10 protein-coding genes and 1 tRNA gene are annotated in these 13,546 nt (G+C 58.7%); 6 read left to right on the top strand and 5 right to left on the bottom strand.

Going from position 1 to position 13,546, the window contains the following annotated elements:
* Positions 1-10 precede the first annotated feature (10 nt).
* Complete coding sequence (locus tag JIN84_RS22210; RefSeq protein WP_200353297.1) at positions 11-364, bottom strand: hypothetical protein; 354 nt, start codon at positions 362-364, stop codon at positions 11-13.
* A gap of 184 nt (positions 365-548) precedes the next feature.
* On the opposite strand from JIN84_RS22210, the gene JIN84_RS22215 reads away from it, so the two are divergent.
* The 4 genes from JIN84_RS22215 (at position 549) to JIN84_RS22230 (ending at position 5,005) form a co-directional block, all read left to right on the top strand.
* The gene (locus tag JIN84_RS22215; protein WP_200353298.1) at positions 549-1,856 is read left to right on the top strand and encodes a hypothetical protein; all 1,308 of its coding nucleotides are present in this window, start codon (positions 549-551) and stop codon (positions 1,854-1,856) included.
* Between the two features lie 452 nt (positions 1,857-2,308).
* Complete coding sequence (locus JIN84_RS22220; protein ID WP_200353299.1) at positions 2,309-3,031, top strand: hypothetical protein; 723 nt, start codon at positions 2,309-2,311, stop codon at positions 3,029-3,031.
* Between the two features lie 359 nt (positions 3,032-3,390).
* The gene (locus JIN84_RS22225) at positions 3,391-4,176 is read left to right on the top strand and encodes a PEP-CTERM sorting domain-containing protein (protein WP_200353300.1); all 786 of its coding nucleotides are present in this window, start codon (positions 3,391-3,393) and stop codon (positions 4,174-4,176) included.
* A 22-nt stretch (positions 4,177-4,198) separates the two neighbouring features.
* A complete protein-coding gene (locus JIN84_RS22230; protein WP_200353301.1) occupies positions 4,199-5,005 on the top strand; it encodes a hypothetical protein in 807 nt (268 codons plus the stop codon).
* A gap of 349 nt (positions 5,006-5,354) precedes the next feature.
* Here the strand turns inward: JIN84_RS22230 and JIN84_RS22235 are convergent, their stop codons facing one another.
* The gene (locus tag JIN84_RS22235) at positions 5,355-6,299 is read right to left on the bottom strand and encodes a carboxylesterase family protein (RefSeq protein WP_200353302.1); all 945 of its coding nucleotides are present in this window, start codon (positions 6,297-6,299) and stop codon (positions 5,355-5,357) included.
* 205 nt (positions 6,300-6,504) lie between these two features.
* Between JIN84_RS22235 and JIN84_RS22240 the strand changes: the two genes are divergently transcribed.
* Both JIN84_RS22240 and JIN84_RS22245 read left to right on the top strand, forming a co-directional pair.
* Positions 6,505-6,577: transfer RNA gene (locus JIN84_RS22240), tRNA-Lys, on the top strand.
* Between the two features lie 1,006 nt (positions 6,578-7,583).
* Positions 7,584-8,288, top strand: a complete 705-nt coding sequence (locus JIN84_RS22245; RefSeq protein ID WP_200353303.1) for a choice-of-anchor E domain-containing protein — start codon at positions 7,584-7,586, stop codon at positions 8,286-8,288.
* Between the two features lie 433 nt (positions 8,289-8,721).
* On the opposite strand, the gene JIN84_RS22250 is transcribed toward JIN84_RS22245, so the two are convergent.
* The 3 genes from JIN84_RS22250 to JIN84_RS22260 form a co-directional block, all read right to left on the bottom strand.
* A complete protein-coding gene (locus JIN84_RS22250) occupies positions 8,722-11,748 on the bottom strand; it encodes a DEAD/DEAH box helicase (protein ID WP_200353304.1) in 3,027 nt (1,008 codons plus the stop codon).
* A gap of 78 nt (positions 11,749-11,826) precedes the next feature.
* Positions 11,827-12,360 (bottom strand): hypothetical protein, encoded by a 534-nt coding sequence (locus tag JIN84_RS22255; protein WP_200353305.1) that lies wholly within the window; start codon positions 12,358-12,360, stop codon positions 11,827-11,829.
* A 31-nt stretch (positions 12,361-12,391) separates the two neighbouring features.
* On the bottom strand, positions 12,392-13,543 hold the full coding sequence (locus JIN84_RS22260) for an ABC transporter permease (RefSeq protein ID WP_200353306.1): 1,152 nt from the start codon (positions 13,541-13,543) through the stop codon (positions 12,392-12,394).
* Between the last annotated feature and the right edge of the window lie 3 nt (positions 13,544-13,546).

A 13,546-nucleotide genomic window follows, 5' to 3' on the forward strand; every position in this document is an offset into this window, starting at 1 on the left:
ATCCGTGAATTCAGCTTTTGTGGATCGACTCAAGAATCGCCTCAAGCTCCTCGACACGACTTGCCTGGCCACGGCGGTGAAGGCCATACAGCAGCAGTCCGATGGCGAAAATCAAGGAACCAAGCGCGATCACGGCTGACGCGAGATAGAAAAACCGGAGTTGGGATCCGACGCCCACATACCTGAGATAGAGGGGAACCACCCAATATCCCACCTGCCCCAGCATCGAAACCACCCCTCCTCCGATCATGACCGCCGTGCCTCCTGCCTTTTCCTTGGCTAAGAAAACGGAGGCGATGAGTTGAATCGCCGTGCTCAACACAAAGGAGAGCTGGAACAGTGAGAAAATGATCGAGGAAGACATCGGGTGATGGGTTTGACCATCTGAACCCTCTCATTGGTGATGGCGTTGGGAAAGCCATTTTGCCGGCAAGCCGGTGTCGTTCCGCATTCCCCCCCGGGGTCGGTCGAGAGACCGCTAATCAAACGCAAGCAAGCGGCAGCGGATTCTCATCTGTTCACAGAAGATATTCGGAACAGTTGGTTCCATGCATTCCAAAGAACTCAGATTTTCAGGTCGTGGCTTATCAATGATCGCGGCGATCACTGCGATCACCTCCGGAATCCTCGGCTATGGTCTGGGAAAGAACGGAGAAGCTCCGCAACGGGAGATTGCGGCTGGCGGCGGTTCCCCCGGCCGTATTCAACGGGAAAAAACCGGATTGGAACACCCCGCCGGTGACAGGACGGATCGCCGCATCCGGCCTGTCCAACGCATTCCACAAACCCCGCAGGATCTCTTCAACGCGATGGGCAGGCTTGGCACATCGTCCCTGTCCTCGCTGGATTTCGATTCCATGTTCCGGATATGGCGCATGGCCGGAGATATGGACGCCGGTCAGATCCGGGACCTCCTTGCCGATTTGGACGCCACCAAAGGGGGAAAAGAAACCCTGATGGCGAAGGCGATTCTCGCAAACCAATTCGGCGAAAAAGAAGGGGTAGGGGCGCTTGAATATTTCCTCACTCTTGATGACCCGCATGAGCGGAACGCCGGCTTCAGCGGCGCGATGGTTGGCTGGATGCGCGGAAATCCCGACGAGGCTTACGCATGGTTGCGGCAGAATCAGGAGAAGCTCGATCAGGGGATCGACCGGGGGGAACTGACGGCATTTTATTTTTCCATCAAGTCAAGAGAGGACTATTCCGGTGCCCTCAGGGAGGCCTCCGCTCTCGATCCATCCGGCAAAAACGCGGCCTTCAAACAATTGGCGGAACAGGGTGCCGCGGATCCGTCGCAACGCGAGGCGCTTCTCGGTTTCCTCAAAGGCAGAAACGATGAGGCGCTGGTAAAGATAGTGGAAAGAGAGATGATCGATCATCTGGCCATCAAGGATCCCGTCGAGGCGATGAACGTGATCGCCGGCCTCGGACTTGACGACGCGCGTCGTGCCGAATTGGAAAAAGACTCGCTCAACCAATGGTCCGGCAGCGATCCGCAGGCGGCCATCCTGTGGCAGCAGAAACGCCTCGCCGGGCAGGAACGTGCGGGCGATCAGATCGCGGACAGCTTCCGCAACTGGGTCGGCAAGGATGAGGCCGCAGCCAGCGACTGGCTCCGTGCCCAAGGCCCCGAATTCCAGACCGACCTGGTTTTCCAGAGGGCGGGCGAGGTGCTCCAACATCAGAACCCCGCCCGTGCCGCCCAGTGGCAGTCCCAGGTGCGGGACGACGCGGCGCGGCAGAAGGCCTATCGGAAACTCTACAACCGCTGGAGGATGAAGGATCCCCTGGCCGCCGACGCATGGAGGGCTTCGCTCCCCTCCGCCGATCATTCGGCATTGACGGAAAGATAGCCCGAACGCGTGGAGATACCGGATCGTACGTGATGCGTTTGGATTCGAAAGTTCCCGTCCTGACAAGCCGGAGATTCCGTCTTATCCAAATGCCATGACTCTATTTCCGGAGCGGAGCCTTTGAAGCACGGAGGCAAGCGCCTGCATCACGCTCCAACATCACGCGCCAGCGACACACCTCTTGGGATGGTTCATCGTTGATGTTTGATTTGTCGCTGGCGGCTCGCTCCGGTGTCCCGCTTACTCCAAAGCGGCGCAGCCCCTTCCGCTCCATCTGCCGGCCCGCATGGATCCACCGCCTTTCCACCATCATATCAAAATCAAATCTAACAAAAATGCAATTGAACGACAATTTGCAACAATCCATCGTTAGCGGAAACAAGCCCGGATGATACATCATCCATCATTCCCGATGAATGTCTCATCCGGAATCCAACCCAATAAAAACAACAATGAAACATAATAAACATGTATTGGCCCTCGGGCTTGTTTCCGCAGCCGCCATCGCTACCGCAGCCGCAGGAACCTATGTCAGCGAAGGTGTCTATGGAAACCCATTCGAAACCATTACCGGAGCCGACGCCACAAGCGTCTGGAGCGATGTTTCCGAGACCGTCCACAGCGGCCTCCCGGGCTGGCCGGGCAGCTCGAGCTGGGGCGTGACCCTCGCTCCGAACAGCGCTTCCGGCACCACCACGGACATCGAGCTCGCGAGGGTCACCGGTTCCGGCGGAGGCCTGCTGGGCGGCGGTCCGTATCCATCGGACGACACGATCTACTTCGGTGGACTGCTCCTCTCGGATGATACCGGCGGCGTACTGAAGGTCGATGAGGTGGATCCGGTTGCGAATCTCGCCCAGGTCGTCTTCCAGGCGCAACTGGGAGAAGCGAACAGCAAGGACTTCACACCGTCCACAGCGCCGGTCCTCACCTACTACACCGCAACCACCGGCCCCCATACCGCCACGCTGGCCAGCGGAGCACAGGTGGACTCGTTCGAGAACGGGACCTACAGCAATGGTGAATATGATGTCGATGAGACCGTGATCGTGAACGAGCACAAGTTCGTCTGGAACCTGAGCGGAGCCAACGGAGCCATCACCAGCTTCAAGATCGAGTGGAGCCAGGTCATGCACTCCCAGCTCTACGGCTTCCAGGTTGACCAGAAGGACTGATCGTCAACCGGAATCCCCCCATTGTCGGGGGCTGCCATAACCCCGGGTGGCAGCCCTATCGGATGGTTTCCGCAGGAAACAGCTTCCTGCGTTCCCGCCGTGCTTCGCATCCAGGCGGATGTGGCAGTTCATTTCATGATAACATATGAATGATGGCAAACTTGCGGCAGGATTACGCAACACGCCGCTAGCGACCGCTCATCCGGAATACATAGGATCACCATGACATAAGTGCATTCCCTCATTCATATCAAATTCAACCATTTCCATATCAATATCCGATGAAACCAAACACTCCTCTCCATGGCACGCCCTTCCGGCGCCGATTCCTCACCACATGTTTCGCGGCGGCCACATCCATGATGATACAGCCATGCGTTTCCCATGCCGCCGTGGTCATCACCGCCAAGGATGAAAACGTGGGGACGGGAGACTACCTCGTCACGAGCATTCCCGGACTCGGAGGCAGCCGCGTGGTGGGTGGTTTCGGCGGGGATATGATTGTCCGTAAAAGCTACCAAGGCTATGGCTGGAGCTTCGGCTACCTTTACTTCGATGTGAGCGGCCAGACCGAAGAGGTGGACCAAGCCATCCTGACGATGGAGATCATGGGTGCGGCCGGGTCCGGCGGCAACACCGCCACCGCCGCGAGCTTCGAGATCTACAACCTGACCTCCTCCTTCCACGACACGGACGGAACGGATGATGGAGACTTCGGTGATTATGACACCCTCCCGGGTGGTGCGGCCCACTCCATCGGCGGCGCGGCCCCGAACTACTGGGAAATCTACGGAGTTCCCGACAAGGCGACCGCATGGTATGAAAGCCAGTTCGGCACAACAACGGTTCCGGTGCAGTCGGCCGCCACGTTCACGTTCTCGGGAAATGACGTCGGCAATTTCGGAACGGCGGACATCACCAGCATGGTGAACGATTGGATCAGCGGGCGGGTGGAGAACAAGGGCATGGGCCTGCTTCTTGTCTCACCGAATGTCTTCAGGATCGGAATCGAGGGAGGAAACAACGCCCAAAGGACCAACCCCACACTCACCCTGACACAGGTGCCCGAACCCGCCTCGACCCTCCTCGTCGCACTGGCGGGACTGGCCGGCCTCGGAATCCGCCGTCGCAGCCACAAGGCCTGATATCGTCTCCCAACACGAGTTTATGAAAACCATCATTTTCGCCGGCATGATCGCCGGACTCCTTCCGATCGACGTGGCCCGCTCGGCGACCACGGTTGTGGGATATGACTCCGAGGATCGAGCCATCACCGGAAATCCTTTTGTCTCCTTGAACCTGGGCTCCACCGGCACGACCGCACTGTGGGACGGAGTGGGCAGCAACGATCATTCCGGCTACGGCTCTTTTCCCGGTTACGCTCCGTGGCCGGCTCCGATGAATCCCAACAGCGGAAACTCTTCAGCCGTGCTGGAAAAAGTCTCCAACGGCCCGGGCGGAGGGGCGTATCCCTCCAACGCCTCCATCTATTTCGGCGGCCAATCCCTGGGTGACATCAGCGGCGGAGTCGTCAGGGTATTTGATGCGACTCCGACGTTGGATCTGGCGACCGTGGCCTTCCAGATCCAGATCGGAGATGCGATCGCCTGGACGTTCCACCAGGACAAGATGCCCACGTTGAGTTACACCACCTCCTCCGGCACCGTCAGCAATGTGGCGGCTTCATTCGAGTCTTATTTCGGGTTTGTCCAATCGCCGGGATTCGAAGGTTTCGACATCGGCGTGAGAACCTTCGGCTTTCAGTGGGATCTCAGCGAGGAGGACGAGGAAATCACTTCTCTCTGGGTAAGCATCAATCCGGTCCAGCACGCACAGATCTACGGCATGCGGCTCGACCAGGGCGAAGGCGTTCGTTCTACGAACATTCTCCCCACATCGATCCCGGAACCTTCCGCAGTGATTCTGTGCCTCGGAGGAACGTTGGGATTCCTCGCGCGCCGCCAGCGGATGTGATTGCGTAGTGACATGCCCTGAAAGCCCGGAACAATCGCAGTCAGCCGCTTGTTCCGGGCTTTTCCGCGCACGCCATGGTGGAGTCGTGGATAGCGTCGCACAGCAAGCCCATCAGACCGTTTGATAAAATAATCTCCGGAACGTGTGCGTTGACCCTCCTTCCAAACGCCGCCCGGAGTTCAAGCTTCAGCTGACAGCGCCAGCTTGCTCTTTCACCTCGCCCGGACGCCAGGAAAAGCACGCTGAAGCCCGAACTCCGGACATTTTCAAGAACGCACCCGCCCTTCGTCGTATCGGTAATTACTTTTGGCAAACGGTCTGATATTTCCCTCAAGGAATGAAGGATACTTCATTTCAAATGCTGCTCGAAGAGCCATTTGTGGGTTTCCGGATCATCGAAAACCCTCCCCACCACGCCATGTCCACCCGTGGCGGATTCCGTGTATTTGAACTGCTTGTTCGACTTCAAAAGTTCCGCGAATTCCCGCGCCCCCGCCACCGGCACCAGATCGTCATCCACCGCATGAAACATCCACATCGGCTTGCGGGAAAGCTCCCCGGCGTCGCCCGTTGAAACTCCGGCCACCGGGATGGCGGCGGCGAACAGGCGGGGCTCGCTGCCCATGACGTGACAGGTGCCGTAGCCACCCATCGAATGCCCGATGATATAAATCCGCTTGGGATCGATCGGCAGATCCTTCACCAGCGCTTTCACGAGCTTGATCACCTGCTCCACCTGCCCGTCATTCCAGCCCCTTCCCTCGCCCGCCTCCGGTTGCGCGGACAACGGTGCGACGAGGATGCAGGGATTTGACGAATAATTCCCCGTCTTCGTGAAACTGTTCATCCACCCGGCCACCTGCCTGCCGTTCTCCTCATTCTTGCTCTTGCCGTGCAGGGCCAGCACAAGCGGGTATTTTTTCGCCGCATCAAGATCCTTCGCCCCATACAGGGCGTATTTCAAGCCGTCCCTTTCATCCAGCGCCCAGCTTCCGGTCAGAAGTTTCCCGAAAGGCCCCTCGACAGGCTTCGCCGCTGGCGAAGAAGGAGCCGCCGGAGCCACCGCACCGGAAGACGGCTGGAGCGACACCCAGCTCTGATCCAGCACCGACAGGCGATCCAAGGGAACCGTGAAGGTGGAACCATCCTTACGCTTCAGGGTCACCACGCGGCCATCCGACGAAACAAATTCCGCTTCCAGTTTCCTGCCATCATTGGACGCCCACTCGCGTGCCGCGGAAGTCCCCAGACTTCCGAAACACAGCGATAGGGAAACCAGGAGACGAAGGATCATCCTGAATAGCTACCAAAGCAGCCTCCCTGGCGTCAAGGGATCCGCGCCATGTCCCTCCCGCCGTTTTCATGCGGTCCACTCCCTCGATTTCGGCGCGTCCACCATTTCGTCCGGGTAACGGAGAAATTCAAGATTCTCGTAAAAAACAGCTTGCCAACGGGGGGCTCCGTCCATACAAAGCGCGCCCCCGCACAGGGGAATGAAGGCGAGGATAGCTCAGTTGGTAGAGCAGTTGGCTTTTAATCAATTGGTCCTGGGTTCGAGTCCCAGTCCTCGTACTTCCTTCATCAAACCCACCGCCTGATGATTCAAAAACGGTGGTACGCGATCCGCCTCGATTCGGAGAACGGCGTTTGAATCAGACCCTCAGAGCTTCATTGTGAGAACTGTTCTTCCTTCCGATAACGACACCGTCTTGAGTGTGCCATTCTGATCGAATTCATCGCGTCCAACTCGCTACCTGTTGGCATGCCCCCTTTGATTCACCCTGATGGCGCTGCCCATGGAGCACCTTCCGGCAATACGACGCAAGGTTTTGGGGACATTTTGAAAAAAATTTCAGACGCCTTTCCAAGGCCGCGCACCCGATGAGGAGCGCGGCGTTCAATCCCGTGCCAACCCGACGACCGTATCAGGCAACAGAAAATAGTCATATGACAATTCATTTCATTTGGAGATCACCGCATGATCATATCACCGGATCCCACCATCCCATCAGAATACCGCGGCGCACATAAAGTGCATGACACCACACCCATATCTTCCAATCTAACAAGAAATCATATGTATTCATGATGAACACATCACTTCGAAAACCAGATTCCCGGCAAGATCACATCTTCGGCAAAAACAAGGACGAAGTCTGCCACCGCTCCTCCAACAGGCGATTTTTTCATCGGACCATCGCCGACCACACACTTCAGCCGGAACATCCTGTCATACCGACACGAAGCCATGAATCAGCCACTTTAACAACATTACCGCCATATTTGGAAGGCGATCAGGCCATTCATCCAGTCGTATCACTCCATAGGATCGCATCCTGAGCAGGCCCGGCGCGGGGAGGGTCATTTGTTAGAGCAAATCGCACGACAACAGTGCATGATGCACAGGACTTAAATGTCATTTGGACAACCTCACATGCTGTCAAACTGTTAGTAAAAAAACGTTTTCATTGCGGTTTTCGAATCCTCGAAAACCATAATGCCAACCTCGTTGGAAACACGTCACGTGCCCTGGTGAGAGCCCCCCCATGCAACTAGAGTAAACACCCCTGAAACAAACGTGAAAAACATCGCCTATCCCCTGATATTGACAGCCGCATTGATCAGCGCCGCCCCCGCGGCCACCCTGATCCAGACAAAAAGCTTCGCCTTCCTGCCGGACGACAGCCAGGATCTGACCTACAACAAGTTCGACACTTCTCTCGGAAGCCTCATCAGCGTGTCCGTGAGCGTCACCCTGAACAAGACGGGGGGACAGTTCGAAGTCGACAACGACTCCACCACCGCGGGAACCATCACGCTCGAGCACAACGTGATCGGCGGCCTCTCGGTCGTTTCCGGCGATGTCGGGTTGCTCCGCGACGACCTGACGGCCATCGGATCGAACGGATCGCTCACGGCATCCAGCGTGATGCCGGCCCGCGAGGTGTTCGGCACCTCAGGTGACGATACCGACACCTTCGACGCCACCGGACAAAGCGACTACGTCCGCTTCAACCCCGCGGACGCTTCGGTCAGCGACTCGGGAACGATCGCCTCCTTCGCACAGTCCGCGTTCGAAGGCACGGGAACCTTCGTTCTGAGGGCGAACGCGCTGCAAAGCGTCAACGTGACGGGCTTGGGAGGTCTCCAACAGGCGATCACCGTGGCGAACGTGTCCGGAGAGGTCACGGTAACCTACAACTACATGCCGATTCCAGAACCAGCATCGGCCCTGCTGGGAGGAATCGGATGCCTCCTCCTTCTCCGCCGCCCCCGCCGCTGAAAACCGCTGTCGGGATCCTCAAAACACAGGAAGCCTTCCATCACAGGATGGGAGGCTTTCTGCCTGAATGGGATCCGGCCGCAGCGTGCTTTCCAGAGATCGGCGGAGCGGCACGCAAAGGGTCATGTGACAATGTGGCAATACCGTCCTTTCCCGCCCACCCGTCATTGACCGATCAAAATCGGCATGATATGGGATGCCCGCATCTCTCCCCTTAGTTCAATGTCTTCTTATTTCAGGCCATGCCTCCGCTGCGGACGCGGTATCGTCCAAGGCGTTACAAAGTGCCCTCATTGCGGCAAGTCGAATGGCCTGCTGTCCAAGTGGCTCACGATCGCCCGATTTTTTGTGCGGCGAAAGCAACGACGGTCGCGTGGCAGCCTGACGAACTCTCCCGAAGGAACGGAGTGAATGAATATTCCGGAGGTGCCCGTCACCCGAGCATCGATTCCAGTTCGTCCATACTCCATCCTGCGGCGTCGCCCGTGCCATTTTCATCGATGGCCGAGGCAAGCTCGCGTTTCTTCGCCTGGAGGCGGACAACCTTCTCCTCGACCGTACCCCGGGTGAGCAAGCGGTAAACCGTCACCGGGCGGGTCTGCCCGATCCGGTGGGCACGATCGGTCGCCTGGGCTTCCGCAGCCGGATTCCACCATGGGTCGAAGTGAACGACCGTATCCGCCGCCGTAAGATTCAAGCCATACCCGCCGGCCTTGAGACTGATGAGGAAGACAGGCGGGCCATCCGGCTGCTGGAACCGGTCGACCAGTTGCTGGCGGTTCCGGGTCCGGCCGTCGAGCCGCAGGCAGTCCCAACCTCGCTCGGAAACGCATTTTTCTATCTCCTGCAGTTGGGTCTGGAATTGGCTGAAGACGAGCATCCGGTGGTTGCCGTTAACAGCTTCTTCGATCAGTTCCAGCAAACGGCTGAGCTTGGCCGAACGCCGGGGAACCAGCAACTGGTTGAATCGATCGTTTTTGAGCAGCGCCAGATCGCAGCACGTCTGCCGCAGGCGGAGCAACGCGGTGAGCATCTGCATCCGAGCGGCCCCCTTGTTGCCCGAATCCGCGACGGCATCGACACGCTTGCGCCCCTCGACCAGCAACTCTTTGTAAACCCCCTGTTGGTCCGGGCTCAGATCGCAGAACTCGTCAATGAAGAGCTTCGAAGGCAGTTCGGGAGCGACCTCCTCCTTCGTCCGACGTAGCAGGAAGGGTGAAATCTTCAGCCGGAGCCGCTCGATGACCGCACCAGAAGATTCACCAACAAGAAGCGGCTGCTCGTAACGATCCTTGAAATCCTCGCGGCTCCCCAGCCAACCCGGCTGTACGAAGCGGAAGATGGACCACAGGTCTTTGACGCCGTTTTCGATCGGCGTCCCTGTCAAAGCGACCCTGCTGGTGGCGCTGAGTTTTGAGATCGCCTTGGCGTGATCCGTGTCCGGATTTCTCATCAAGCTGGCTTCATCCACCACCACGGCACGATACTCCCGTTTCAAATGATAAGCCAGATCCCTCGGCAGCGTACCGTAGCTGGTAAGGATCACATCGCCGGATTGAACCCGCTCACGCTCCGCATCCCGACCCGCCCCATGCAGGATTCTCACCTTCCTCGCCGGAGCAAACTTCCCAAATTCCGCACGCCAGTTGCCAAGCAGCGAGGCCGTCGCGACCACCATTACAACACCTGAATCATTCGTTCCATCCTGAAACAATCGCTCAATTAAAGCGATTGTTTGAACCGTCTTTCCCAACCCCATGTCATCCGCGAGGAGCGCGCCACCGAAGCGCCGGACGCGATCGTGCATCCAACCGGCTCCATGCGTTTGATACGCCCGTAATTCAGCCCGCAATGTCGCAGGAAAATCGAATGAAAAATTGTCCCCTCCATTATTATCATTCTGAGCCTTGTTGATTTTATTACGGATTTCACGAATCAGCTCACCGGAGCGCGCCGACGCGATGAAACGACCGTTTTCCTGCCGCAAATCCATGTCAGAAAACAGAGGGTCGATTACATTCGCAATATCGTCTGAAACGATCAGACGACGTTCGCCCGCCTGCTTTGTTCCCGCGCCCGCACGCAGCAAACGGCGCACCTCCCCAGCGGGAATCGAAACGCCATCAGTTGTTTGAAACGACAAATCAAAACTCAGCCAATCCTCACCTGAGCCCAGGATCTCGATCTTCGGTGAAACGATGGCCACCTGCTTCTGCACGTGATTGAAACGCTCCCCTTCCGTGACCGTCCACTCGCTCCGCAGGCGGGGAAGTGTCTTGGTGAGAAAGTCGAGAATCGCAGGCTCCCCCTTCATCACCCAACGACCGCTTGAAAAATTCTCCACCGCGAATCCGGCTTTCATCATGCGGCTGGCCGCTTGCTCTTCCTTCACCAGATCGCGGACTTCGCACTGATCGGCGATGAGTCTGGGCAGCCCATTCACTTTTCCCAAACCCGGCGGCACCGGTTCCGCATTGCCATAACCTACGGATAACTGAGCCTCCAAATGCTGGAGCGACCCCTCCAACAAAAGATTGAAATGAGCGTTAGCGGGAATGAAATGGAGCTGGTTCAACCAAGATCCTTCCGGAAAATGAAGCCACTCCTGCCATGAGTCGAGGTGGTTGAAAAACCGTTGAATGGGGATTTCCACTGATTTTCCGCGAGCCAGATCGGAGAAGGCTGTGGCGAGATCCGACGGCAGGCTTCCCTCGCCCACTCTCGTCACGGAGCTTTCCGTGATCTGCCAGAAGGAGCCTCCGATCTCGGTCCAAGTGCCCGCCGCCGGGTCCGGCACGAGATGGATCTGATCCCCCCGATGGTCGGCGGAGATGAGTTGGAGCCGTTCACCGGAACGAATCTGGATGACAAGCCTGTCCTTCCCTGCCGCCAGGCGGGGATGCTCTGCGATGGATTCGAGGAAAGCCGGCACACGCGGGCCGTCCAGGTTCAGGCTGAGGATCGGTTTCTGAGCGACGCCTTCCTTGCCTAACCATGCGTTCAGCCGGTCGTCCGCCGGAGAAATTTCCTCGCCTGCCGCGGTGGCGAGGGTGGCGGCGAATTTTCCACGAGCCAGGGCTTCCCGCCAGTTGAGAGGTAGCAGGATCTGCCAAGGCACGGAGGCTGCGGGTGGCGAGGCCGCTGACTTTTGAACACTCGTTTGAACCGGCTTGACCGGAGCGGCAGGCTTCAGGGTCGCCAGACCGGTGGCGACGGCGTGCGCACAGAAGGAACCGGAGCGCTGGTTGTCCGAGCACGGGCATGTCGTGTCGAGATAGGTCGGGGATTTCACGATGACGCTGACCTTCATCAGCCGCTTGCCCATGCGGACCGTCCCCTGCCAGCCGTTGCCGCCGGCCTTCACGTCCACCACCATCCCGCTGTCGAGCAGGGATTTTCCTTCCTTGAACGCCTGCCAGGCGGCCGCCTTCCTCAGTATTTCTTCCGTCCACGCGATCATTGCGGGCGGAGTGTCCCCCGATCCGGCCCAAGGTCAAGGAATGGCGGTCGCACCGGCCCCGTGCGGGTGGGCCGTTCATTATTGGACCTGGATCGCGGTGGCGTTCACGACGAGCGAATCCGGAGAGGATCCTTCGGCGACCTTGCCGGTCACCGTGACGGTTCCGAGCTTTTTCAAGCCGTTCACCCCTTCGATCTCCTGCTTCAGGACGCGGCCATCCGCACCGACCACCTGGACCGTCGCGAGCGCCACGAGTTTTTCCTCCTTCGTGTTGCAACAGCTGTCCCAAGGTGTTTCACACTTGTCATCGGGATTCTCGTTGCAAGCCTTCAGGATGGTTGGGTCACCCAAGGTGAATGCGGCCCGCCCGCCGACGAAAGGGGATTCCGTGCCGATGACACGGCCTGACAACGTGACCTCGTCGCCCGGTTTCGCGGTGGTGCGGGCGATGTGGATCAGCTTCGCCTCCCCTTTCGGACTGGCGGCGAAAACCGCTTGAAGTTCGGAGCTTGGGGCGCTGGCGGAGGCTGTCGTGGCCGGGGTGGTGGTTTCCTTCTCCCCGCAGGAGACGAGCAGGCAGGATGCGGCGAGGATGAGATGGAGCGGTTTCATGGTGTTGGTTACGGTTTGGTTCGTGTGATTTTCAGGAAGAACGGAGAGCGGTGGGAAGCGCTGGTTTCAGGCAGCGGATGGCCGGAGGAAGCGTGCCGACCAAACCGAGGAGGACTCCGGTGGCAATGCCCGTCAGTGCGACCGCTGGACTGATTTCCAAAGTGAAGGCACCGATGGAAAAAGGAATCGTCAGGCCATCCAGCAGCAGCAGGGCGATGACGGAAGCCACCAGCGTGCCGATCAGACATGCCAGCGTGCTCTCCTGGATCAGGCTCAGGAGCAGGGACCCTTTCCCGAACCCGATGGCCTGGAGGGTCGCCATCTCCCGCACCCGCGAGGCGAAGGCGGCGTAAAGCGTGTTGATTCCCCCGAACAACGCCCCCGCCGCGATCAGGCCGGCGGTGATCCATGTCATGGCCCGCAACGGTTTGAAAAATGCCGTCAACCGGGCATAGTAGTCGCTTTCCTTGAGAGCGCTGAGTTCCAGATCCAGCCGCTGCTTGGTGAAAAGCTCCGCTTCCTCGAAATCCGCCGGGTTGTCCAAACGGATGGCGATGCAGGAGACGGTATCGCGTTTGGCAAGCACCCGCAGATCCCCGAGGGTGGCCCACACTTCGGATTCCAGCACGGTGCCCGGTGCGGCGAATATGCCCGAGACCCTCATCTTCTGGCCGTCGAGCTCCACCCCGGTGCCGGTTTTCAGGGCCTCCTCCGGCATCCCGAGTTTCCGCCAGGCGAGCTCTCCCACCATGATCTCCCCTGCGGCGGGGAAATTTCCCTCGATCACCCGCACCTCCGGGTGGACGCGCAGCGCCTGGTGGGTCACACCACGGAACAAGGCCTGGCCCCGGCGGCCATCATCCAAAGTCAGGTAGTTCATGTAATGGATTTCGCTGGAAACCGCGCGCACTCCCAGATGTTGGGAAATGCCGGGCACCCCGGCCTCCGCGATGCCGGCGGTCCTGTCCGCCACCTCGCTGCGCTGGATGCTTTCCTCGGAACCGGCCCCGATGAGGATGACATTGTGCGGCGAGCCGGAAGCGGAGAGCACCCGCTTCATGCCCGTGTTCACCGCGACGGCGGTCATGACGAGCAGGACGACCAGCGCGCTTCCGCCGATGGTTTGCGCGAGGCGCGTCTTTGATCGGAAAAGATTCCGGATGGCATAGGTGAATGGTAGCATTCC

The sequence above is a fragment of the Luteolibacter yonseiensis genome, from assembly GCF_016595465.1.
Lineage (GTDB): Bacteria > Verrucomicrobiota > Verrucomicrobiia > Verrucomicrobiales > Akkermansiaceae > Luteolibacter > Luteolibacter yonseiensis.